Origin of the sequence: Gloeobacter violaceus PCC 7421 (assembly GCF_000011385.1) — a bacterium.
GTDB classification, from domain to species: Bacteria; Cyanobacteriota; Cyanobacteriia; order Gloeobacterales; family Gloeobacteraceae; genus Gloeobacter; species Gloeobacter violaceus.
Genome location: NC_005125.1, coordinates 2604749 through 2627042, shown reverse-complemented (window position 1 = coordinate 2627042; position 22294 = coordinate 2604749). Strand labels below are relative to the sequence as shown.

Sequence of the window (22294 nt, the reverse complement as noted above, 5' to 3'; positions counted from 1 at the left end):
ACGGTTACGAATCCCCCAGCGGCTTCGTTCCCTTTGATTACTTCAAGGCGATTGCTCTGGCCCCAAACTTTTTCGTCGAGCGTCTTTTCGATGGCCCGGAAGCATCTTTTGTCGCAGGCGGCACCTTCGACCGCTTCTTCTTAAACGAGCAGATTCACACCCACTACCGCCGGATCAACGAATTCAGCGGATACTACAAGCGCTGGGGGGCAATCCAGTCTTTAAAGATTGCCTACAAGCTTGGACACTCCACGGTGAAGGCTCAGTACGCCGAAGCGAAGGCAGCTTTCAGCGACGCATGCCGACAGGTATTCGATGTTGAGGTGTTGCCGCTGTTTGGGCGGGTGAAGGCTTGGGAGCGGGAGTGGCACGAACAGTCCGGCCAGAAGGGCAACCCAATCTTCGATGTGGCTACTTCCTTCCGGGGCTCCGGCGATCTCCCAGCTTCGGCGACGCCGTTCTCTTCGCGGATCTGCACCCCGAGGAGTGCAGCCCGCGCGCGCATCCTCTCGTCGGCCACAGTTTGGCGGATCGAGTCAGCAAGGCGCTCCTGCGTAAGGCGAGCCCGCGCAATCGGCGTCGGCCCCGCACCGAGCGCCGCCACCCGCGCGCCCCAAAAAGGCTGGTCCATGGTGAAAGGGACAACAAGGGCAGGGACCCCGGCTCGCAGCGCGGCGCCCGTCGTGCCCGCGCCGCCATGGTGCACCACGGCGGTGACTCGCGGGAAAAGCCAGTCGTTGGGCAGGGCGTCGGCGAAAAACACGTCGTCAGCACAGCCAAGGGAAGCCAGCCCACCCCACCCGCAGAGCAGCACCGCGCGCACACCCGCCTTGCGCACAGCACCGAGTACAAGCGCCGTCACCGCCGCGGGGTCGTCGTTCGCCATGCTGCCGAAGCCGATACTGACCACCGGACCGTCGCGGGTGAGGAAGACCTCAAGCGCAGGTGACGGCTTCCACGTCGGCGGTGCCGGAAGCACCCAGTACCCGGTGACGTGCCGAGGCCGGTCACTCTGTACGGGCACCTGCAGCACGTAGCGGCTAAAGCCGTACAGTACTGGATAATTGTTTGCCGCGAGCGGGCGCCCCGAAAGCCGCAACACCCTCTGCCTCGCCGAGGCCATTGCGGCTTGGAAGGGCATCCACAGCGCCATCTCCGACAGGTAATGGCTCAGATAGAGGCCGAAGCTTCCCAACCGCCGCGACACCCCCGGCAGCAAAATACCCGGGTAGGCGTCCGTTGGCGCGCCCACCGGCTGCAGATGCGCCTCGATAAACGGTCTGGCGAGCTTTTCGGCGACCGACAATCCGATTACCATGCCGCCCACGCCCCCGGTGAGCACATCGACATCTTTGCAAGCGGCCAGCGTCTCCCTTGTCCATATCTGGATATGCGCCGTCAGCTCGCGAGCCGCAAAGCGCATGCTGGCGATCGTTCCCCGCGCGGCTACGCCGGTCGCGCTCCGGAGCGCCGCTTCGGTGCTCCCCGACAGCGGTGCCAGGGGCAACCCCGCCTCGGCGAACATCGGCGCGAAGTCCGCAGGCGCCACCGCCCGCACCTCGTGGCCGGCCCGCTGCAGCCCCACCCCCAGTGCGACGTAGGGCTGGATACCACCGCGGGTGTCATTGCACAGGACAGCGATGCGCATGGGGTTGTCTCTTCCTGGAAAATCTCCTATCCCGCGATCTCAAGAGCGATCTCCGGTAGATCCGTTAGTGCTTCTTTAGACCGCAATTCAAAATGCATGGGCAATGAGGGACTCGAACCCCCGACAGCCTCGGTGTAAACGAGGTGCTCTACCAACTGAGCTAATTGCCCTACTTATCGATAGTATCATCGTTACCGAAACCCCTATGCAGTCCGCTGCCAGACGGTGACTCCCTGGAAACCAGCTGTAGTAATTTCCCCTAGGAGAATCTACACGGACTGGCAAACAAAAGAAGTAAGGCCTTATTCCTTTACCCTGTCCGGGATTGCAGCACATTTTGGATGGATGGAGGGATACAGTCTCTAAGGCCATACAGCGATTTCGTGGCAAAACTACAGTAGAATCGCGGCTATTCTCCGGCAAGGCCGAATGATAATCTTCTGACGACCATGGACGATAAAAAGTCCGTTTTCTGCAACGCATTGGTAGTTGAGGAAGTCAGAATGACTGAGTCATTGGTCACGATTGTGGTTGTACCCCGAGAGCGCTTCAGTGCCGCTCGCCAATCGCTCGACAGTATCTACGAGCACACAGAACAGCCCTTCGCCCTGGTGTATGTGGATGGCGGGTCGCCACCTGATGTCCGCCTATATCTTGAAGAGCAGGCAAAAAATAGATCCTTTGAACTCGTTCAATTCGAAGAATACCTGCCTCCCAATCGGGCAAGAAACGCTGGTCTTGCCCGGGTTCAAAGCAAGTATGTCGTCTTTATGGACAACGATGTCATCGTGGCGCCGGGTTGGCTGAACGCCCTGGTAGAGTGCGCCGAAAAAACCGGCGCAGCGGTGGTCAGTCCACTCACCTGCATTGGTCAACCTTTACACCGGATTATCCACTGTGCCGGCGGGGAAGCGCATATTGCCACGACCGGCAGCCAGGGTTCGGCTCAGCGCCGTGCCCACGAAAAAATCTATTTGGCCAACCGAACGGTCGACGAGGTGCGCTCTCGTCTTCGCCGCGAGCCGACCGAATTGGCCGAATTCCACTGCGTTCTGGTCCGCACCGACATCTTTGAGCGCATTGGCCAGCTGGACGAGGCCATGCTCAACACCAGGGAACATATCGATTTTTCGATGATGGTTTCTCAATCCGGTGGGACGGTCTACTTCGAACCCGACTCGGTGGTGACTTACCTGCCGGGTCCACCCCTGCAGTGGCAGGATATCCATTTCTACATGCTCCGCTGGAGTGACGCATGGGAATGGTCGAGCCTGCAGCACTTTCGTCAAAAATGGAACCTGACCGAGGACGAGTTCTTCAAAAATCGCTACAAGCGCCTGGGTTGGCGCAGACGCATGACGCTCATTCGGCCCTGGGCAAGAAAGTTTTCGCTGCTTGGCAAGCCATTTTCGATCGTGATCGAGCAGGTGTTACTGCGCCTCGACCGGCCTTTGAACTGGTGGCTGACCCGCCGGTATGCCGCACGTTCTCAAGGGTGAACAGAGCGACACGAATGTTTCCTCTTCGCGGGATAGATTGCTATGCGCATTGCCTTCTTAGTTAACGAGTTTCCATCCCTTTCGGAGACCTTTATCCTGAACCAGGTTTGCGGGCTTATCGATCTGGGACATTCGGTCGACATCTACGCCATGCGTCCGGGTCGCGCTGCCCTCAATCATCCGGACGTCCAGAAGTACCGGCTTCTCGAGCGCTGCCACTACGCCCTGCCCAAGAAGGGCCGTCTCCTGCGCGGGTTCCACGGCCTGGGCCTGTTGCTTGATGTCATCCGCGACAATCCGTCGCTGCTGCTGCGCTACTTGGGTGCGCTCCGACAATATGGGGCAGTGCCGCTGTTGAACTTGCTGAGTGTACTAAGAGGGCTTCGAGGCCAGGGACACTACGATATTATCCACGGACAGTTCGGACCGCTGGGCTTGCTGGGAGCTTCGCTGCGGCACATGCTGGCTCTGGACGCCAAGCTTGTGACTTCCTTTCGCGGGTACGACATCAGCATGTACCTACGCAAACACGGCAACGCCGTTTACCGATCGCTTTTTGACAATGGGGATCTATTTTTACCCAACTGCGAGTGCTTCAAAAAGCGACTGATCGAGCTTGGGTGCGACGAAAAAAAGATTCTCGTACACTCCTCAGGAATCGATTGTAATCGCTTTCGATTCGCTATGCGCACACTGCCATCGGACGGTTGCATTCGAATTGTCACTGTTGGTCGCTTGACGGATAAAAAAGGGCTCGAATATGCGATGAGTGCTGTTGCCAGGCTTGCGCAGAAACACGCCAATATTCGTTACGACATTGTCGGCGACGGGCCACTGCATTCACATTTGCAGCGGCTGATCGAGCAGCTGCAGGCCGGGGGGTACATTCGACTGCTGGGTGCTAAGAATCAGGCGGAGATTATCGAAATCCTCGATGGTGCTCAGCTTTTCATCTCCACGAGTGTGACCAGCAGGCAGGGAGACGAGGACGGACCTGCCAACACGCTCAAAGAAGCAATGGCGATGGGATTGCCTGTAGTAAGCACCTGGCATGGAGGGATTCCCGAACTGGTAGAAGATGGTGCCGCAGGCTTTCTGGTACCCGAGCGCGACGTCGAGGCGATCGTCGAAAAACTCGGCTACCTGGTGAGCAACCCGCAAATCTGGCCTGCGTTCGGCCGGGCCGGCCGGGAACGGGTGGAATCACAATACAATATTCATAAACTCAACGGCGAACTGGTCGCTGTCTACCAGCAACTGCTCCGAAGCGACAAATCGGTTCCTGCCGCCTTGCACCCCAGCCAAGGGGAACATCGCACGGCAATCGGCACTTAGAGCATCCAGTCGGGAATTTGCGCGTCCGTGGGTTCCGCAGTCGGGACAGATAATCTGGGACGGGAAGCTGGGATCGGTTTGGGAACAACCGGCCGGATAGCTGCTGTCGGCTTGGTCGGACTGGGTTCTTGCTTGAGGCTTTTGATCTCTTCGAGCAGGCGGCTGTTGGCCTGGGCCAGTTGGAGGGCCTCTTGCTGCACGGCGTCAAGTTTGGCCTGCAACTGGTGCAGGGAGTCGGCGGGGGTCTTGTGGGCTGCGGCAAGCTGCCGCTCCAGCTCCTCGATGCGCGCCCTGGCCTGGGCCGATGCTTGCTGGTAAGCGGCACTGGCCTGTTGCGCTTCGCTCAGCTGCACCTTAAGTTCGGCGATGGTCACCTCCAGATCGGCCTTGGTCGGGCTGCGGCGCGTGGTCCGCTGCGGCTCCTGCGCCTCGGTGGGAGTGGTCGCTTCCTCTGCTGCCGTCTGCTCGCAGAGGGGCTCATCGGCGTGGGTGTGATTTTTTTGCTGTTCGGTGCGCAGCAAATCTGAAAGGCGTTTTCTGGTCATCGTTTCTCCCAGTCACGGTGCAGTTCGTCGACGACCCGCCGGTAGTCGGCTTCGGCCTCGCGGGCGTTTTTGCCCCGCCAGCGGGTAATGGGTAACCCTTCGAGGGCGGCGCGCTCGTGGGCTTTGTAGGCGCGGATAAAGGTGTGAAAGGCAGGAATACCTACCTCCGTCAGGGTGTTCTGTGCTTCGAGAGCCTCCCCGACGCTGCGCGGATCGACGCGGGTGAGCAGCACCCGGTGGGCGACGCCGGTGGGCACCACCGCCCGGCGCACCGTCTCCACCAGCACCGCCAGATCCATCGGAGCAGGCGGGGTGGGCAACACCAGATAGTCGGCCACCGGCACCACCGCCGCCAGGGCCTCCGAAGCCAACGCCGGGGGGGTGTCCACCACGACCACGGCATAATCTTCCAGCGAGCGCAGGTTGCTCAACAGCTGCGGTGCGGTCTCCTGGGCCACATCGAAGCCGAGTCCTGCCGGGTTGCGCTCCACCCACCAGGAGGCGGATCCCTGGGGATCGGCGTCGACTAGCAGCACGCGCCTGTTTTCTGCCAGCGCCGCCGCCAGATTGACGGCCGTCGTCGTCTTGCCGACGCCGCCCTTGCCGTTGAGCACTACGAGTATCCTGGCCAGAGGTCGAAGCCACCGCGACTACGGACACTACTTTGACACATGCGGCAGGCTGCCAACCGAAACCCGTCAAAAAGCTTCGCTCCCACCTAATTTCAGGTGACGCAACGGACGCTGTGCCACAGTCCGTCTTCGTCCTTGCAGTAATAACAACCGTCCCACCAGGTGCAGGTGCACACATCGGTGGGCATCGACTCGTCCTGCTGCACCAGATCGAATACTTCGTCCTTGCGATTGGCCGCCATACCGGCAACACGATCCAGAATTTTCTGCAATTCTTTCGAAACCGGTGGAGTGGTGGCGAGTGTCATAGGATAGACCCCCAGTTATGGTTGCTATAATCCAAGGATTATGCGGCCGACCAGCGCCATAGCATTACCGCTGTCATAATTTTAAACATAATGTCGAACCATCAGCCGACCGCGGGTGTGCTTGCCCCGCCACCTTTAATTTTTGGGGCGGGTTTCGCCCTGGGGGTGCTGCTGCAGTGGCTGGTGCCGCTGGGTGTCGACATTGGGGCGGCACCCCCATTGGGGGGAGCGGGGGTGGGGCTGGGGGTGGGGCTTGCGTTGTGGAGTTTTCGGGAACTGGCCCGGCGCGACACGCCGGTCAGCCCCTACGAGGCAACCACCGGTCTGGTCGAGGAAGGACCCTACCGTTTCAGCCGCAATCCGATCTATCTCGCTCTGACGCTGGTGTACGCGGGTCTGGCGCTGTGGCTCGGTGCCCTCTGGCCGCTATTGGTACTGCCGGTGGCGCTGTGGATCATGGTCCGGGGCGTTATCGAGCGTGAGGAAATCTATCTGGAGCGCCGCTTCGGGGAGGCTTACCGCCGCTACAAAGCGCGGGTGCGCCGCTGGATTTAGTCGAGCTGTCCCTGGATTGGGTTACTCTCTTGAGAGAGAAAATCGGGTTGGTGTTGTCCATGGGTGCTTACTCCCGCCGAAATTTTTTGCGCTCCGCCTTGCTTGCCGCCTCGCTGCCCCTGGCCCTTCCCCGCTCCGGCCGCTCCGCTCCGGCCGGTACGACCGCCACCCTCGCCGCTTTGCGCGCCGAGGTGCCCAAAGCCGGCTGGACCTATCCCATCGGCCAGCCGATTGCGGATGCCTTCAAGGTGCGCTACCCGAGCAACATCGACGACGGCTACTGGCACGGCATGCCCCTGGGGGGGTTCGGTGCGGGCTGCATCGGCCGCTCGCACCGGGGGGACTTTACCCTCTGGCACCTCGATAGCGGCGATCACTACTTTCGCTCCCAGCCGGTCTGCCAGTTTGCCCTCTTTGAGCAGAGCGAAGGGGCCAAACCGCGCGCAAAGGTGCTTTGTACCGAAAAACCCGCAGACGGCAGCCTGGGCGCCTGGGACTGGACCTATCCCAAAGGGGCGGGCACCTACGCGGCCCTCTATCCGCGCTCGTGGTTCACCTACGAAGGCTTTTTCAACAGCCACGTGCAACTGAAGCAGTTCTCGCCCATCATCCCCAACAACTACAAGCAGACCAGTTACCCGGTGGCCGTCTTCGAGTGGACCGCCTTCAACCCGACCGACCAACCCGTCACGCTGAGCATTCTGGTCAGTTGGGAAAACATGGTGGGCTGGTTCACCAACCAATTCAAATCCAGAGCAGTCAAAGTGCGCGACGACGATACGCCCGTCTACGATTACGAACCGTACTGGGGCGAGAGCACCGGCAACTTTAATTCGGCGCGTGAGGAGAACGCCTACCGGGGACTGACGATGAGCCGCGCCTCGGGCTACACCGAACAGCAAAAGCCCGCCCCGGCCACCGCCGCCGTCAGCGAGCGTCCCTTCGTCACTGCCGAAGGGGACGGCCAGTTCGTGATCGCCACCACCCGCGAGCCGGACGTCGAAATCACTTACCACACCCGCTTCGATCCGACCGGCAACGGCCTGGAGGTCTGGCAGCCCTTCGCCACCACCGGCCGCCTCGGCGATCTGGTCTCGGTCCGGCCGGCGGCCAAGGGCGAGCGGATCGCGGCGGCGATGGCGGTGCGCTTGACCCTCAAGCCCGGCGAGCTCAGGGTGGTGCCGATGGCCCTCGCCTGGGATTTGCCGATCATGGAATTCGCCCAGGGGGTGCGCCGCTACCGCTACTACACCAAGCACTTCGACAAGAGCGGCCGCAACGCCTGGAAGATCGCCACCGAGGCTCTGGATAATTACGCCGACTGGGACCGGCAGATCCAGGAGTGGCAAAACCCGGTCCTTGCCGATCCGAGCCTGCCGGACTGGTACAAGCAGGCGCTCTTTAACGAGCTGTACTATCTCACCAGCGGCGGCACCCTCTGGGAGAACGGCCCGGTTCCTGAAAAAATCACTTCCCTCGCCGATATCGCCAAAGCGCCCCCCGGCCAGGGCCGCTTCGCAGTCCTCGAATCGATCGACTACCGCTGGTACGACTCGCTCGATGTCAGGCTTTACGGGTCGTTTGCGCTGCTGATCAACTGGCCTGAAATCGACAAAGCGGTGCTCAGGTCCTACGCCGACGCCGTGCCCGACGAGGACGATTCGACGCGCATTATCGGCTACACCAAAACCGTCGCCAAGCGCAAATCCCGCGACGCGCTGCCCCACGACCTGGGGGCTCCCAACGAAGATCCGTGGATCAAGAACAACTACACCACCTACCAGGACTGCAACCTCTGGAAGGACCTGCCCTGCGACTTCGTGCTGCAGGTCTACCGCGACTACGTCGATACCGGCAAACGCGATCTGGGTTTTGTGCGCTACTGCTGGCCCGCGTCCAAGGCGGCCCTGGTGCGCCTCAAGACGACTTTTGACCAGGATGGGGACGGGTTTCCCGAAAACGGCGGCCCGCCGGACTGCACCTACGACGCCTGGCCCCTCAAGGGGATCAGCGCCTACTGCGGCGGGCTGTGGCTTGCCGCATTGCTTGCCGCCGTCGAGATGGGCAAGCTCGTGGGCGACGCGGCGGCGGTTCAGCAGTTCGGCGCCTGGTATGCCCAGGCCCAGCCTCTGTACGAAAAGACCCTCTGGAACGGCCGCTACTACCGCATCGACAGCCAGAGCAAAAATTCCGAAGCGATCATGGCCGATCAGTTGTGCGGCGAATATTATGCCCAGGTGTGCAATCTCGCGGACATCGTACCGGAGCCCCAGGCGCGCTCGGCGCTCGAAACGGTTTACCAAACCTGTTTTGTAAAATTTTATGGCGGGCGCTTCGGCTGCGCCAACGGCACCAACGCCGACGGATCTTTTATCGGCGACACCGAGCACCCCTCGGAAGTCTGGACCGGCATCAACTTTGGCCTCGCCGCCTTTATGATCCGCAACGGCATGCGGCGCGAAGGGATGGCCATCGCCGAGGCGGTTGTCGCCAATGTCTACGGGGGCGGGTTGCAGTTTCGCACCCCCGAAGCGCTCACCCCGGCGCGCACCTTTCGCGCCTGTATGTACCTGAGGCCGATGGCCATCTGGGCGATGCAACACAGCTTGAGCGCCCTCAAAAGCAGCAAATCCCCCACGGCGGGCAAGGTCTGACGCGCCGCGGGCGCAGTGCGCTAACCTGTGGCTAATGGCGCGCCGGGCACTTCCGCGCGGGGGAGTGGACAAGCCTGTGGTCAAAAAGCGAATCGACGAGCAGCTGTGGTTTCGAGCGGGCACCGGGCTGACGGCTACGGTGGGCCTGGGTCTATTGCTCAACTGGGCCGGGCCGTCGCTGGTCAAACTGCCGGTGGCGGGCCAGGTGTTTTTGCAACTGTGCCGGGTGGTCAATGCCACCTGCGAAGACACGGGCGGCGGTCTGCAGGCGAGTTCTCGGCCCGACCCAAAGCCGACGGATCGCCTGGGGGTTGTTCCGCCACCGCCGCCACCACCGCCCGAAGAGCACGAAGCGGATCTGGCCGCCCTGCAGTCCGACAGCCAGGGCAACAGCCTGGCGACGGCCATCGCCGTCGATAATCTTGACGGCAAACAGCCCCTCCGCGGCGAGACCAACCCCATCGATCGTCAGGATTTCTACCGCTTCACCCTGAACGGCCCCAGCACGGTGCAGGTGCTCGCGGACGGCACCGCCGCCGCCGCCGCCATCCTGGATGCGAGCGGCAAAGAGATCCTCACCGCCGAGCGCGGCCCCGCCGGTGTAGCCATCGACCGCAGTTTGAAGGCGGGCACCTACTATGCCTGGGTGCGCGGCAGCCGCAGGCGCGTGGGCACCTACAACCTGATGCTCACAGCAAGCGCGATCGATTCGCGGCCCGGCGACGATACGCTCAGCACCGCCACGCATGTCGGCATCTTGGGTGAGGCGCAAAACTTCAAAGACTGGGTGGGCAGCGCCGACGAAGAAGATTTTTTTCGCTTCGAACTGGCTTCCGAGAGCCGCCTCAACCTGATGCTCGAAGGACGGGTAGCCCACGCTTCGCTGCTCGACCGCAACGGCGAACGCCTGGAGCGCAGCGACCGCACCGATTTTGGCGACACCCTGGGCCGCACCCTCGAAGCTGGGGTTTACTATCTGCACATCGAGCGCGATTCCCGCAAGGAAGGCGCTTATACTCTCAACCTCTCTGCCTCCCTGGAGGAAGCGGATGCTGAAAGCTGACGCATCCGGATCAGCCGCTTTCGGCGAAGCTGCACAGGGAAATTGACTGGTGTTTTCGTCTCGGCCGATGCCGCCCTGATTTTGCTTAAGAAAGTAGCATTTCATACAGAGCAGTTGTTTTGCAGGCATTTGGGCAGCAAACATACTTTACTTTAAAAAATTCATGTGCCGAACAAACAGCGAATGCGGTATGCTTTCCCAAGCCAAAATTTAGCAGGAGCGGGTATGCAAAAAATACACGGACCGTTCAGGGCGGCGCTGGGCGTGGTGAGCTGTGCATTGGTACTGACGCTAGCCGCCGGCATGGCCCGTGCCCAAGGGGTAAGCGACGTGTCGACCGCCACGGTCGAACCTTTGGGTATGGTCGATGTGCGCTCCATTCCCGAACCCGAGGCGCGCGAAACGATCCGGATTATCCGCAGACCCCTTTCTAAACTTTCAGGCCAGAAACGTCCTGCCCCCCTCGCCACCGCCGACGTACCGTTTGCCGGCCAGGGCGAGGCGGCCGAGCCGATTTCTGAGGCGGCGGCCAATTTGCTGTTCAACTTCGAAGGCATCGAAGCGTCCAACCTCGAACCGCCCGATCCGCACATCGCAGTCGGCCCCAGCGAGGTATTGCTTGCCACCAACGCGGGCCTGCGGGTCTACAACAAAAGCGGCTCGCCCATCACCGGCCTGCTCAGCCCAAGTAGTTTCTTCGGGGTGCCGTCGCAATTTGAAATCCAGTCGGATCCGAAGGTGCTCTACGACGCTGCTTCGGGGCGGTTTTTCGCCGTCTGGATTGCCTTCGACCAGCAGGCCAACCTGGGCGCCTGGTTCGTGGCGGTCTCCACTTCTTCGAGCGCCTCGGGCACCTTCTTTCGCTACCAGATCAACGAAACGGGCAACCTGCCCGACTACCCGGGCCTGGGCATCTGCAGCGACAAACTGGTGATCACCGCCAACGACTTTCGACCGGCGGGCTTTGGAGGTTTCAGCTTCACCGGGGCGGTGGCCGTGGCGCTCAACAAGTCGCAACTGACCGCCGGAAGCAGCGTCTCGCTCAACCGCTTCGGCAATATCCAACTGAGCGGCGGCGCCGGTCAGGCCTTTACTATCCAGCCCGCCCAATCGCTGACCAGCACCAGCAGCTGCAATATGGTCAGCCTGCGCGGCACCAACGGCATCCAGCTCTACAAAATCAACGGCCTGCCCCCGAGCGCCACCCTCAGCACCTCCACCACCGTGCCGTCGCTGACCACGGCCGTCACTACCCCGGTGGATGCGACCCAACCCGGCACCACCCGCCGGGTCGATACCGGCGACACCCGCCTGCTCGATGCCACCTACCGGGGAGTCAACGGCGGCAGCATCTGGACTTCATCGAACACCGGCTGCCGCTTCTCGGGCAGTTCGACTACCTATACCTGCATCAACGTCGTCGAACTGTCGAACGTGGATGGGGGCTCCCCTTCGCGCCGCCAACAGATTGTCTTCGGCGCCTCGGGGCTCTACTACTACTTCCCGGCTCTGCGCACCGACAGCGCCAACAACATGACCGTCGTCTTTTCGCGCTCGGGCAGTTCCGAGTTTCCGGGCGTGCGCTACACCAGCCACCTCGATGCGGCCGCCCTCAACACCCTCGAATCGAGCGTCCCGCTCATCGGCGGCAGCGCCGCCTACACCGGCACCCGCTGGGGCGACTACTTCGGCGCCGCCCTTGATCCGACCGACAACCGCTCGATCTGGATTTACGGCGAATACAAGCGCACCGGCTCCAGCCTCTGGCACACCCGCGTCGGCCAGACCCAGGTTCCCTAGCCGACTGCACGTCACCCGAGGCGGAATTTCAGGGGTTGGCCGCGGGTGACCTGCAGCAATAATTATTCACAAAGGCTCCCCCAGGCTCGGAGCCTTTATTTGTGTGTCACAATCGGACCTGTTTAATCGCGGCAGGAGCATGCACCGTTACTTTGGGGATCGAGATACTGTATGCTCACCCACGTAAATTTCTGGTCAGGTGTGGGTATGCAAAAATACATGCGAAGGCGGGGGACATCGCTGACAGCAGCTGCCGCGGCAGCGGTCATAACGTTCACCGGCGCTTCGGCTGAGGCGCAGACCGCTACCGAGGGGACCACCGCCAGCGTCGAGCCCCTGGGTCTGGTGGATGTGCGCGATCTGCCGACGCCGCGGGAGCGCACCCAGGTGCGGGTGATCCGCAGGCCGCTTGCGCGTTTTCCTGAGCCCGCCGTCAAGCCTCTGGCTTCCAGCGACGCCGCCCTGGGTGCCGCCGATGCGGTCGAGCCGACAAGCGAAGCCGCCGCCAACTTGATCGAGAGCTTCGAGGGAATCTCCGCGTCGGGCATCGAACCGCCCGACCCCCATATCGCCGTGGGGCCGAGCGACGTGCTGCTTGCCACCAACGCGGCCTTGCGGGTCTACAGCAAAAGCGGCTCGCCCTTGAGCGGCCTCATCGACCCGAGCAGTTTCTTTCTAGTTCCACCGCAGTTCGAGATCCAGTCGGATCCGAAGGTGCTCTACGACGCCCGTTCGGGGCGGTTTTTCGCCGTCTGGATTGCCTTCGATCAGCAGGCGAACGTCGGAGCCTGGTTCGTGGCGGTCTCCACCTCCTCGAGCGCCAACGGCACCTACTTTGTCTACCAGGTCACCGAAAACGGCAATTTGCCCGATTACCCGGGCCTGGGCGTCTGCAACGACAAGCTGGTGATTACCGCCAACGACTTTCGCTTGCAGGGCGGGTTCACCTTTGTCTACAACGGCGCAGTCGCCGTTGCCCTCAATAAATCCCAACTCACCGCCGGGGCGACGACCTCCTTCAACCGCTTCGGCAACATTCAACTGAGCGGCGGCGCCGGTCAGGCCTTCACCATCCAGCCGGTGCATTCGCTCACCGGCACCAACACCTGCAACATGGTCAGCTTGCGGGGCAACAACGGCGTCCAGCTCTACAAAATCAACGGCCTGCCCCCGAGCGCCACTTTGACGACGGTGAGCACCGTTCCAGCTTTGCCCACGCCGGTTTCCACTCCGCCCGATGCTGTGCAGCAGGGCACTTCCATCCGCATCGACACCCTCGACACGCGGCTGCTCGATGCCACTTTGCGCGGGGTCAACGGCGGCAGTATCTGGACCGCCTCGACCACCGGCTGCCGCTTCTCGGGCAGTTCGACCACCTTCGCCTGCATCAACGTCGTCGAAATCGCCAACGTCAGCACCACGCCGACGTTGCGACAGCAGATCGTCTTCGGAGCGTCGGGTTCGTACTCCTACATTCCGGCGCTGCGCACCGACAGCAGCAACAATATGACCGTCGTCTTCGGCCGTTCGAGCAGTTCCGAGTTTCCGAGCGCGCGCTACACCAGCCGCCTCAACTCGGCACCCCTGGGGGTGCTTGAATCGAGCAAACTGCTCGTTTCAGGCAGCGCCCCCTACACCGGTACGCGCTGGGGCGACTACTTCGGCGCCGCCCTCGGTCCCGACAACCGCTCGATCTGGATCTACGGCGAGTACAAGCGCACCGGCTCCGGTTTCTGGCAGACCTTCGTCGGCCAGACCCAGGTTCCCTAGCCTGAGGAGCAACTGGGAATCGCCGCGGCGGATGAACGGCTGTTCGTCCGCCGCTTGTTTTTTTGCACGACAATGGGGATCGTCACCAGAAAGCAGCTATCTATGGGTCGAATCTCCTTTTCTGCGGCCGGTTGGACCGCCTTTGCCGCCCTCCTCGGCGTCCAACTGGCCGCCTGTGCCCAGACGCCAAAGCCGGGCGAGGCCGGCAGCGTCGCACCGGCCGGCACCGTCGATGTGCAACAGCTGCCCCCCCCCCAAAAGTCGGATGGCGTCAAAATCATCCACAAGCCGCTACCGCAGCCCGGCACCCCGAGCCAACCGCAAACGCCGCCCCCCGGTAGCGAAGACAAAGCGGCGGCCCCGGAGCCACCGCAAAAGCCATGAACAAAAGTGCTCAAATGTAAAGTCTTGTAAAACAAACAGGGCAACTGTACATTGATCAATAGACTTGCGCTCAATTGAAATGATCCAGAGTTTGGTTAGCCGCCGGTACCGCCGGTTGGGTGAAGTATTGATGGCCCTGTGCGTGGCAGGCGGTTATCTGTCGACGGCGGCGCTGGCCCAGGGGGTTCCCGAGCCGCCGGTGCTCTCCGGTCGCGCGACGCTCACCATCGAGGAGGCGGTGGACCGCGCCTCCAGCGTCTCGCCGGAGTTGCGCTCGTTTCGCTCGGGCGTCGACATTGCCCAGGGCGATGTGATCACTTCGCGTCTGCCCAGCCGCTTCAACCCGGGGGTGTCCCTGGAGGCCGGTCCGCGCCTCAACACCCTCGCCGATGCGTCTGCCTTGCAGTTTGGCGTCACCGTCGCCCAAGAACTCGACCGGCCCGAAAAGCGCGCTGCCCGCGAGCAGGTGGCGCTGCTGGGCTTTCAGGTGGAGCAGGCCCAGTTGCAGGCTGCCCGCCTGCGCCTCGAGCTGCGCGTTCGCACCTTCTATTCGCAATTTTGGCTCAGCGAGCAACTCCTCAAGCTCGCCGTCGAGCGCGAACAGTTGGCGACCCGCTCGCTCACCGCGCTGCAGGAGCGCTACAAAGTCGGCGATATCAGTTTGATCCCCGTCAATCTGGCCCAGGTGGAACTCTCCGTCTCACGCGCCCAACGCGAAAGGCAAGAAGGAGAAGCGGCGGCGAGCCGTGCCGCTTTGCTGGTCGCCGTCGGCGAGCCGCCCGAGCGTTCCGTACAGCCCCAGGCGGCGTTGCCCGCCGCTCCGCTCGAACTACCGGAACTGCCGCGCATTTTCCAGTTGGTCATCGAAGCCAACCCGGTGCTGCTGGCCTCCGAGACCGAGCGCCGCCGCAGCGAGGCGCAGGTGCAGCTTGCCCAGGCGGAGGCCCTGCCGAACCTCTCGCCGCTGGTGAGCTACCGTCGGGAAGGACCGGAGAATATCGTCGTGGCGGGCTTGAGCGTACCTATCAACCTGTTCAACCGCAACCAGGGCACTATTTTTAGCGCCGAGGCCCGTCGCACCCAAACGGCGGCGCTGCGCGAGCAGCGCGCTCTGGAGTTGCGCACCCAGGTCGAGGAGGCCTACGCCCGCTACAACGCCGCCCGCCGGGTGCTCCAGACCTACACAGGTGATACGATCGCGGCTATCGAGCGCAACCAGGGACTAGTCGAAGAAGGTTTTCGCGCCGGCAAGACGGGGGTGACCGAAGTGCTCCTTGCCCGCCGCGACGGCCTCAATGCCCGCTCGGCCTTCCTGCAGGCGCAAGCAGATCTGTACACCAGCTATGTCCAGCTGCAAAATGCTACCGGAGGACGTCTTTGAGAAGCTATCGGATTTTCCTTGCCGCCGCCCTGGCTGCGGTTGCGCTCACCGCCTGCGGTACAGCGGAGGCGGATAAGCAGACCAAGGAGGCTGCGGCCGCCGCCGATACCGCCCAGGCAGACAAGACGGCCCTCCAAAGCTCAGGCGAGCGAGCTATCGAGCTGTCGCCCGAGGCAGTGCGCAACCAGGCGATTCAGGTGGCCACCGTCAGCCGCAGGCGCGTCTCCGAGCGCAAGGTCTTTCCAGCCTCCGTCGAGGAGGCGGCTACCCGCTCCGGTACCGTCTCGATGCCGGTCGGTTCGCGCGTGCAGCAAATCAACGTCGACATCGGCGATTCGGTGCGCAAGGGACAGGTGCTCGCAGTGCTCACCAGCAGCGAACTGGGCGGTGCCAAGGCCGACTTGCTCTCGGCAAAAGCCAGTCTGCTCGCTTCCCAGGCGCGGCTGATCGCCGCCAAGCGCCAGAGTGACCGCGAGACCTACCTGGCCGGACGGGGCATCAGCTCCCAAAGGGAACAGCAGGAAGCCCAGGCCCAACTGGCGAGCGCCCAATCGGAGTTTGCGGGCGCCCAATCGGCAATCGAGGCCGCGAAGGCGCGGCTTCTCGCTTTTGGCCTCACCGAAGAAGAAATCAACCGCCTGCAGCGCGGCAACGACATCACCCCGCGCCTTTCGGCGAGAAGTTCGGTCAACGGCCAGGTTATCCTGCGCAAGGCCCGCGTCGGCCAGGTGGTCCAACCGGGCGAAGCGCTTTTTACCATCTCCGATCTTTCGGAAGTCTGGGTGGTGCTCAAGGTCTTCCAGTCGGAACTGGGCCGCCTGCACGTGGGCGACAGCGTCCGCTTCACCGTGCGCGGCCTCGGCAATACCGAGGTCCAGGGGCGGGTGGTGCGCATCGGCGAGGCGCTCGACCCCCAGACCCGCGCCGCCGATGTGCGCGTGGTCATCCCCAACCGCGATCGCAAGCTCAAGCCCGGTATGCTCGTGCAGGCCGAAGTCGACCTGGGCGGCTCCAGCCGCGAGGTACTGGCCGTCCCGGATAAGGCCCTCTACGACGTGGGCGGCAGGCAAGTGGTTTTCCTGCGCGAATCGACGACGCGCTTTATGCCCCGCGAGGTGCAGCTGGGCACGCGCGTCGGCGAATACGTCGAGGTGATCGGCGGCCTCAAGCCCGGCGATGCGGTCGTCGTCGAAGGCGGCTTCGTCCTCAAATCCGAAATGCTCAAATCCTGATTCGTGAGAAGGTCCATCATGAGCAAACCGGCCCACGAACACCAAAAACCGGCCAACTTCGGCGAAGCCGTGCGCCTGCACTTCGCCGAACTGCTCGGTTTCGTCCTGCTCATCGCCCTGGCGGCCTTTACTGTTCTCAACAAAATGTACTATCTGATTTGAGCTGGGTTCGCACCCGGTTGCGGCTACAATCGGGTGTCCTTCGGGCTTGGCCATGGGCATCACCGGTAGGGTTTTATCGCCACTTCAGCGAGTGGCAGCGCTGTTGCTGGCGCTCTGGTTGGGTTCGGCGCCGTCTGTTGCGGCAGGGGAACGCAGCGGGTTTCCGGTACAGGTGTACATCGAACCGCAGGCTCGCCACGCGGCCTTTGCCGATCATCCGGGCGAGGCGCTTTCTGAATCGACCCTGGCGACGCTGCGGCAGGGATTTCTTGACTGGGTGAGCGTGGTGCTTGCAGCCCCCAGCAAAGGTTCTGCCGAACAGGTCTTGGTGATTTTGCGCAAGCAGGTGGCAGAGTCGCAGGCCGGGTTGTTGCTGGGGGCGGGGCTGTTTACTTTTGTGAAAAACCGGGCGCAGGCGCAACTGGTGGTCGAGATCGTCCACCAACCGCCGCTTGCCGCCGCTGCGGGGCTGGTCGAGACGGTTATCGGCCGCTACCGTCGTTCCGGGCTTATCGAGCTGGTGCTCTTGCGCTCAGGTGCTCCGTCCGACCAATTCGCCCTGCGCACGGCCTTGATGCACGCCGTCGGCCACGCCCTCGGCTTCGCCCACAGCGACGCAGGCCAATGCAATCTCATGTCGAGCGAGCGGCACCTGTGCCACGTTCCTTTTCCGGCCGAATGCCGTGAGGAAGCCGTCGACACCCGCTGTGTGGCGGTTGCCGTGGCACCGTTGCGGGTGCTCGATCGGGCCGTGCGCACCGGCAGAACTGTTGCAGAATTTCCGGGTAGTTCAGAGCGTTGAGCGCCACTGGGGAATTTACTTGCCGATGCAGAATTTGCTGAAGATGCGCTCAAGCACCGCCTCGGTGACCGATTCGCCGGTCACTTCGCCGAGGGCATGGGCGGCGGCGCGCAGATCGATGGTCCAAAAGTCAATGGGCAGAGCCGCCTCCACGGTCTCCACCACCCGCACCAGGGCCACTTCGGCGCGCACGAGCGCTTCATACTGCCGCTCGTTGACGGCAAAATCGCCGTCGGCCACAGAAAATGCTTCTTGGCCCAAAGCAGCCAGGATCGCCCCTTCGAGCGCGTCGATCCCGTCGCCCACGGGAGCGGCGGTGGGCACTGTCGCCAGCACCCCCCGCGACGGGGTGTAGACCGGCGGACCCTCTAAATCCGATTTGTTGACGACGACGATCACCGGTCGCTCGCGCACCTGGGCAAAAATGTCGCTGTCGGCACAGGTCCATCCCTCGGTGCGATCGATGACCAGCAGCACCAGATCCGCCTCCCGGGCGGCGGCGTGGGAGCGCTCGATGCCGATGCGCTCGACGGTGTCGGTGGCCTCGCGGATACCGGCCGTATCGAGCACCTGCACCGGAATGCCCTGGACATTCAGCATCGATTCGACCACGTCGCGGGTGGTGCCGGGTAAATCGGTCACAATCGCCCGGTCGGTGCGGCTCCAGGCGTTGAGCAAGCTCGATTTGCCGACGTTGGGTCTCCCGACGATGGCGACTTTGAGGCCCGTGCGCAGCAGTTCGCCCCGGGTGCTGGTGGCCATCAGCCTCCGGGCATGTGCGAGGCTCTGGCCGATATTGGCGCGCACCGCCCCGGTATCGAGCGGCGGAAGGTCGTCTTCAAAATCCAGCCGAGCTTCCAGTTCAGCCAGCAAGTCAAGGCAACCGGATCGCAGTTGGCGCACTTCACCCGCCAGTTTGCCCGCCAGTCCCCCAACCGCGAGCCGGGCCGCCTCCGGCGAGCGGGCCGAGACCAGTTCCGCCACCGCCTCCGCTTCGGTAAGGTCGATGCGGCCGTTCAAAAAGGCCCGCAGGGTAAATTCGCCGGGCCGGGCCAGACGCGCTCCCAGTTCGACGCAGCGGCGCAAAATCTGCTGGATGACAGCGATCCCGCCGTGGCAGTGAAATTCAACCACATCCTCGCGGGTGAAGGAGCGCGGCGCTTGCATATATAGCACCAGGCACTCGTCGAGAATGCCGCCATCGGCGTCCAGAAAGTGGCCGTAGTGGATGCGGTGGCTCTCGAAAGCTTGTTTGCCGCGCAATCGAAAGACCCGTTTGGCGAGGGCGAGCGCCTCACTGCCCGACAAACGCACGATCCCGACGCTGCCTTGCTGGGGGACGATGGCGGTGGCGATGGCGCAGATGGTGTCGGACAAGGGTTTTGTGGGTCGTTGTGCTTCGATTATCCGGGATGGTTTGGCGTACTGTCGGCCCGCGGACGGCCGACTGCGTAATTGCGGGCGAGGCGGGTGTAGATTCCGGTGGTTGCAAGGCTCGCGTGGCCCAAAAGTTCGCGGACGGTAGCCAGATCCGCGCCGCCCTCAAGCAGATGCACAGCAAAACTGTGGCGCAGGGTGTCGGGGGTAACCGGCCAGTCGATCGCCGAGCGCGCCGCCGCCTCCCGCACGATCCGGTAGATGTGGAATCGGTTAAGGGGGCGATTCTGGCGACCCACGAACAACCAGCGCTCGGGCAGGACAGGTTCGCTCCCCAGATAAGCTTCGACAGCGGCCAGGGCTGGTTCTCCCACCGGTACCACCCGCGGCTGGGAAGCGGCCGGTTGGACGCTTAGATAAGCTTCGGCAAAAGCCACATCCCGCACCCGCAATTCGCACAGCTCCCCCGCTTTGAGCCCGGTGGCGTAGAGCAATTCGAGCACCGCCGATTCCAGTGGCGAAGCCGCGCTCTCGATGAGCTTTTCGGTTTGAGCGACGCTCAGGATGCGCGGCAGGCCGCGCTCGGCGGACGGCAGGGTGCGGGTGCAGGCGGGAGGCACGCCCCCTGCCCAGCCCTGCACCAGGGCGTGGCGATAAAAAGTGCGCAGGGCCGAAAGCTTGCGCGCCGCCGAGCGCGGAGTATGCGTTTTTTGCAGAATCTGGGCGAAGTGGTGGGTGCCTGTGGCTCCAAAGGTCTGCCAGTCGAGGTGCTCGCTCTCCACAAAGCGGGCGAACTCTTCGAGATCGCGCTGGTAGGCTTTGAGGGTGTTGCCCGCCAGGGAACGTGCGGCAATCAGATGATCGAGCCAGTGCTCGACAGCATCGCGCAGATTCATCCCGCCGGGTGCTCCTGGTACCAGCGGATGGTTTCGGCTATCGCCGGACGCAAAGGCCGCGATTGCCAGCCCAGTTCTTTTGCGGCCCTGGCTCCCGAGGCGGTCATGTCGCCCTGCAGATAATCGAGCACCTCGCGCGAGACGATCGAAGGCCGCCCACCCAGTTTGCCCAGCCACTCCGAGACCGCCGCCACCGGGTAGAGCAGCCAGGGCGGCAGTTCCAGGCTCGGGACCGGCGTGCCGCTCACCTCGGCCACCAGGCGGTACCACTCGCGAAAGCTCATCACCTCGCCCGCCAGGATATACGTCTCCCCGAGGGTGCCGTGTTGCTCGGCAAGCAACAGTCCTTCGACCACGTCGTCGACGTGGACGTAGCTGGAGCGCTGCTCGGCCCCCACCAGAGCCGGGATCTGGCCGGCCAGAAGTTGCCGGAGGCTGCCGCCGAAGGGACCGTCGCTGTCGGGGCCATAGACATAACCCGGCAGGGCAACCACCACCGGACAACCCCGAGAATATAACTCGACCGCCGCAGCGTGGGCCGCCACCTTGGTGCGGGTGTAATGGGTGACGGGTGCAGCGCTCACAGGCGAGCGTTCATCGACGACCCCTTGGGTCGGGTGGTATATACCCGTGGTGCTTGAATACACCACCCGCTCCATACCATGCTCCAGGGCGGATACCAGCACGTTGCGCGTGCCCCCGACGTTGATGCGCTCCATCTTCTCAGGGTCGTCGATGCCGAATTCAAACCAGGCCGCCAGGTGAAACACCCGTTGCACCCCGGTCATTGCCCTATCGACGGCGGCTTTGTCGGCAATATCGCCCTGCACAAACTTGGCACCCTGCCGGTCGAGTTCAGCGACGGGACGGCGGCCCAGGTAGATCACCCCGCGTCCTTCGCCCAGCAGGCGAAGCGCGAGCCGTTTGCCGATAAATCCCGAAGCACCGGTAATCAAGCTCCGCATGCAGCCACCATAACCGCTCAGGTGTCGGCGGTCACACAGCACCACTGGTGCAACTCGAATTCGACGCAGCCGTCGCGCACCAGCGGGTCGCCCGCCACGATTGCCCGGGCTTCCTCCAGCGAATCGGCCTCGAAGATCATCATGCCGCCGCCGCGCTCGGCCCAGTAGCCCGTCTCGACCCGCCGCCCTTCTGAGCGCAGGGCGCGCACGTATTCGATATGGGCGGACACAGAGCGGTCGAAAATTTCCTTGGGGACCACACCGCGCTCGATTTTGACAAACAACGCTCTACCCATGCGCTACCACCAACAACACCACGCTCACCCCGGCCCACACCGCCGCCGTTCGCCATAGCAGTCCGACGGAGCGCCGAATCGTCTGGGGGTCCAGGGGCAAGTGCGCATCGCCCAGGGTCGGTTTCTTCTTTATAATGCCCCGGTAACGGTTCAAGCCGCCCAGTTGTATATCCAGAGCACCCGCGTAGGCCGCGATGCTCACCCCCGAGTTGGGGCTCGGATCGCGGTGGGCGTCGCGGCGCACGATCGCGATGACCCGGCCGGGGCGGCCCGAGAGTATGGCGACCGTCAGGGCGGTGAGCCTCGCCGGCATCCAGTTGAGCCAGTCGTCGCTGCGCGCGGCGAACCAGCCGAAGTGGGTGTAGGGCTCATCGCGGTAACCGATCATCGAATCGAGGGTGCTCACCGCCTTGAAGGCTAGGGCCAGGGGCGCTCCGCCCAGGGCGGCGTAAAAAAGCGGAGCGGTCACCCCGTCCGTGGTATTCTCAGCCACCGTCTCCACCACCGCCCGGGCGATTTCGGCCTCGCCCAGATCCTCGGTATCGCGCCCTACGTAGCGCGACAAAACCCGTCGCGCCGTGGGCAGATCCCCGGCGGCAAGGGCGATTGCCACGGCTCCGGCCGCCTCCGCCAGACTGCGCGTGGCAAAGCACGCCGCCATCAGCACCACTTCGACCACCCCCCCCAACCAGGGCTGAATGTCTGCCGCCAGGACGATCAGCGCCCAGCCACCCGCCGCACTGCCCCCGGCGAGCCCCACCGTGAGCCCCACCCCCAGAAGGCGGCGACCGCCCGGGGATTGGATGCGAGACAGTCCCCAACGCTGGACCGAGGCAATCACCGCTCCCATCGCCTGCACCGGGTGGTAGAGGCGGGGCGGATCGCCCAGCAGCCCGTCGAGCAAAAAGGCGCAGCCAAAGACCAGGGCGGAGGGCATGGGCGGACTGTGTGAAAACAAACCCCGTCCAGTATGCCCGATGCGATGGCCGC

21 protein-coding genes and 1 tRNA gene are annotated in these 22294 nt (G+C 63.1%); 12 read left to right on the top strand and 10 right to left on the bottom strand.

Annotated elements, in window-relative coordinates; all coding sequences use genetic code 11:
• Positions 1 to 262: 262 nt before the first annotated feature.
• Positions 263 to 1648: a glycosyltransferase gene (locus GLL_RS23730; RefSeq protein WP_011142462.1), complete on the bottom strand. Its 1386-nt coding sequence runs from the start codon at positions 1646 to 1648 to the stop codon at positions 263 to 265.
• A 97-nt stretch (positions 1649 to 1745) separates the two neighbouring features.
• Positions 1746 to 1818 (bottom strand) — tRNA-Val (locus GLL_RS12745).
• Between the two features lie 279 nt (positions 1819 to 2097).
• Here GLL_RS12745 and GLL_RS12740 point away from each other — a divergent pair.
• Both GLL_RS12740 and GLL_RS12735 read left to right on the top strand, forming a co-directional pair.
• Positions 2098 to 3147 carry a glycosyltransferase family 2 protein gene (locus GLL_RS12740; RefSeq protein WP_197529999.1) on the top strand — a complete coding sequence of 350 codons (1050 nt, stop codon included), beginning with the start codon at positions 2098 to 2100 and terminating at the stop codon, positions 3145 to 3147.
• Between the two features lie 42 nt (positions 3148 to 3189).
• Positions 3190 to 4482, top strand: coding sequence for a colanic acid biosynthesis glycosyltransferase WcaL (locus GLL_RS12735; protein WP_011142460.1), 1293 nt, complete (start codon positions 3190 to 3192; stop codon positions 4480 to 4482).
• Here GLL_RS12735 and GLL_RS12730 read toward each other — a convergent pair.
• The 3 genes from GLL_RS12730 to GLL_RS12720 all read right to left on the bottom strand — a co-directional run bounded on the left by GLL_RS12730 (position 4479) and on the right by GLL_RS12720 (position 5901).
• Entirely contained in the window at positions 4479 to 5027 is a 549-nt protein-coding gene (locus tag GLL_RS12730) for a hypothetical protein (protein WP_011142459.1), read from the bottom strand. The two genes, GLL_RS12735 and GLL_RS12730, sit on opposite strands and share 4 nt — an antisense overlap.
• A complete protein-coding gene (locus GLL_RS12725; RefSeq protein ID WP_011142458.1) occupies positions 5024 to 5641 on the bottom strand; it encodes a ParA family protein in 618 nt (205 codons plus the stop codon). Before GLL_RS12725 ends, GLL_RS12730 begins: the two co-directional genes overlap by 4 nt.
• Positions 5642 to 5751: 110 nt before the next feature.
• Positions 5752 to 5901: a hypothetical protein gene (locus GLL_RS12720; RefSeq protein ID WP_164929021.1), complete on the bottom strand. Its 150-nt coding sequence runs from the start codon at positions 5899 to 5901 to the stop codon at positions 5752 to 5754.
• A 156-nt stretch (positions 5902 to 6057) separates the two neighbouring features.
• Between GLL_RS12720 and GLL_RS12715 the strand changes: the two genes are divergently transcribed.
• The 10 genes from GLL_RS12715 to GLL_RS12670 all read left to right on the top strand — a co-directional run bounded on the left by GLL_RS12715 (position 6058) and on the right by GLL_RS12670 (position 17770).
• On the top strand, positions 6058 to 6522 hold the full coding sequence (locus GLL_RS12715) for a methyltransferase family protein (protein ID WP_011142456.1): 465 nt from the start codon (positions 6058 to 6060) through the stop codon (positions 6520 to 6522).
• Between the two features lie 59 nt (positions 6523 to 6581).
• Entirely contained in the window at positions 6582 to 9176 is a 2595-nt protein-coding gene (locus tag GLL_RS12710; protein ID WP_164929020.1) for a GH116 family glycosyl hydrolase, read from the top strand.
• Between the two features lie 76 nt (positions 9177 to 9252).
• Complete coding sequence (locus GLL_RS12705; protein ID WP_164929019.1) at positions 9253 to 10239, top strand: hypothetical protein; 987 nt, start codon at positions 9253 to 9255, stop codon at positions 10237 to 10239.
• 225 nt (positions 10240 to 10464) lie between these two features.
• Entirely contained in the window at positions 10465 to 12039 is a 1575-nt protein-coding gene (locus tag GLL_RS12700) for a hypothetical protein (RefSeq protein WP_193345469.1), read from the top strand.
• 207 nt (positions 12040 to 12246) lie between these two features.
• On the top strand, positions 12247 to 13809 hold the full coding sequence (locus GLL_RS12695; protein ID WP_193345468.1) for a hypothetical protein: 1563 nt from the start codon (positions 12247 to 12249) through the stop codon (positions 13807 to 13809).
• A 102-nt stretch (positions 13810 to 13911) separates the two neighbouring features.
• The gene (locus tag GLL_RS12690) at positions 13912 to 14193 is read left to right on the top strand and encodes a hypothetical protein (protein WP_164929018.1); all 282 of its coding nucleotides are present in this window, start codon (positions 13912 to 13914) and stop codon (positions 14191 to 14193) included.
• Between the two features lie 79 nt (positions 14194 to 14272).
• Complete coding sequence (locus GLL_RS12685; protein ID WP_011142450.1) at positions 14273 to 15574, top strand: TolC family protein; 1302 nt, start codon at positions 14273 to 14275, stop codon at positions 15572 to 15574.
• On the top strand, positions 15571 to 16806 hold the full coding sequence (locus GLL_RS12680; RefSeq protein WP_164929017.1) for an efflux RND transporter periplasmic adaptor subunit: 1236 nt from the start codon (positions 15571 to 15573) through the stop codon (positions 16804 to 16806). The genes GLL_RS12685 and GLL_RS12680 overlap by 4 nt, the downstream gene beginning before the upstream one ends.
• Before the next feature lie 18 nt (positions 16807 to 16824).
• Positions 16825 to 16968, top strand: a complete 144-nt coding sequence (locus tag GLL_RS12675; RefSeq protein WP_164929016.1) for a hypothetical protein — start codon at positions 16825 to 16827, stop codon at positions 16966 to 16968.
• A gap of 91 nt (positions 16969 to 17059) precedes the next feature.
• Positions 17060 to 17770: a hypothetical protein gene (locus GLL_RS12670; RefSeq protein ID WP_164929015.1), complete on the top strand. Its 711-nt coding sequence runs from the start codon at positions 17060 to 17062 to the stop codon at positions 17768 to 17770.
• 15 nt (positions 17771 to 17785) lie between these two features.
• Here GLL_RS12670 and mnmE read toward each other — a convergent pair whose 3' ends face one another.
• Genes mnmE through cbiB form a run of 5 tightly spaced genes read right to left on the bottom strand, consistent with a single transcriptional unit; the run spans position 17786 to position 22241 of the window.
• Complete coding sequence (gene mnmE, locus GLL_RS12665; protein WP_011142447.1) at positions 17786 to 19147, bottom strand: tRNA uridine-5-carboxymethylaminomethyl(34) synthesis GTPase MnmE; 1362 nt, start codon at positions 19145 to 19147, stop codon at positions 17786 to 17788.
• Positions 19148 to 19173: 26 nt separating this feature from the next.
• Positions 19174 to 20043, bottom strand: coding sequence for a tyrosine-type recombinase/integrase (locus GLL_RS12660; protein WP_011142446.1), 870 nt, complete (start codon positions 20041 to 20043; stop codon positions 19174 to 19176).
• Positions 20040 to 21008 (bottom strand): NAD-dependent epimerase/dehydratase family protein, encoded by a 969-nt coding sequence (locus tag GLL_RS12655; RefSeq protein ID WP_164929014.1) that lies wholly within the window; start codon positions 21006 to 21008, stop codon positions 20040 to 20042. Before GLL_RS12655 ends, GLL_RS12660 begins: the two co-directional genes overlap by 4 nt.
• 17 nt (positions 21009 to 21025) lie before the next feature.
• A complete protein-coding gene (locus GLL_RS12650; protein ID WP_011142444.1) occupies positions 21026 to 21304 on the bottom strand; it encodes a YciI family protein in 279 nt (92 codons plus the stop codon).
• Positions 21297 to 22241: an adenosylcobinamide-phosphate synthase CbiB gene (cbiB, locus tag GLL_RS12645; protein ID WP_011142443.1), complete on the bottom strand. Its 945-nt coding sequence runs from the start codon at positions 22239 to 22241 to the stop codon at positions 21297 to 21299. Before cbiB ends, GLL_RS12650 begins: the two co-directional genes overlap by 8 nt.
• Between the last annotated feature and the right edge of the window lie 53 nt (positions 22242 to 22294).